This is a genomic window from Chrysiogenes arsenatis DSM 11915 (genome assembly GCF_000469585.1).
GTDB lineage: Bacteria > Chrysiogenota > Chrysiogenetes > Chrysiogenales > Chrysiogenaceae > Chrysiogenes > Chrysiogenes arsenatis.
This window is the reverse complement of the sequence record NZ_AWNK01000023.1, coordinates 1-1,081: the sequence shown is the minus strand read 5'-3', so window position 1 is coordinate 1,081 and position 1,081 is coordinate 1. Positions and strand designations below refer to the sequence as shown.

Sequence of the window (1,081 nt, the reverse complement as noted above, 5' to 3'; positions counted from 1 at the left end):
AGTTTCTCAGGCTGAGTTGGAAAAGCTGAACATTCCAGAAAAAATGTTATCTCAATTGCGAGCAGCAAAATCCCCTTTGATCGAGATTGGCATTAAAACGGTGCATAACAAATACGATGAAAGCGACCAGTGCATCGGCATCGAAACATTTGACCTAGATAGCGACGAGTCAGAAGGTACGAAAAAATATTTCAGCCTTTCCGCTCCGTTCTTGGATACCTTAAAAAACGGAAAAATTCTTTTTGTTGACGAACTCGACAGCAGTCTCCACCCAATGCTCACTATCTCTTTGATTTCGATGTTTAACAACCCGAAAATCAATACAAAAAATGCCCAATTGATTTTTACAACACACGATACAAATCTGCTCAACCAACAACTTTTTCACAAGTCACAGATTTGGTTCACTGAAAAAGATAGCTATGGGGTTACACACCTTCATTCACTGGCGGAATATAAAAAGGTTCGCCCCACAGACAATATAGAAAAACATTACGTTCAAGGGAAATATGGGGCTATCCCCTATCTTGGCACCTTTACTTTTGCGGAGAAGTCGTAATGGCGCGGAGAAAATCGAATCGAGAAAAACATTCCTCGCGCAACACTCCTGCAAAGTACACGAAACGGCGTGAAAACAAATTGGAACAGCGCCATCTTGTCATTCTCGCTTGTGAGGACAAAAAAAGTGCACGCCTTTACTTTGAGCGCTATTTTGAAATTCTGAGAAATGCCAGAAGGCTTTCTGGTTTGTCGTGCGTTGTTGCCAATCATCAGCACACTGACCCGACAGGAGTGCTTCAAGATCTGCTTGCCTACGAAGGTGTCTATGGCAACACATACAAAGATTACGAACACCGCTGGATTGTCATCGATCGTGACGAGGAGCGTTGTGGTGGAGGCGGACATACTCGTCAGAACTTTGATCAGGCTTTAGAAAAAGCGTCAAAAAACCGCCCGGAGATTAAAGTTGCTTGGTCTAACCCATGTTTTGAAATTTGGTATTTGTTGCATTTTCATTATCACAACACGGCTATTGACCGGGATCAGGTAATCGTAAAATTGGCACAGGCCATGCGTGCGC

The 1,081-nt window shown here is 43.1% G+C and carries 2 protein-coding genes; both read left to right on the top strand.

Annotation, left to right across the window (positions count from 1 at the left end; genetic code table 11):
- The coding region (locus P304_RS0111100) for an AAA family ATPase (RefSeq protein WP_027390583.1) at positions 1–559 on the top strand (559 nt) is incomplete at its 5' end.
- Positions 559–1,081 (top strand): RloB family protein (locus tag P304_RS0111095; RefSeq protein ID WP_027390582.1); only part of this gene is annotated, 523 nt, incomplete at its 3' end. The genes P304_RS0111100 and P304_RS0111095, both read left to right, overlap by 1 nt.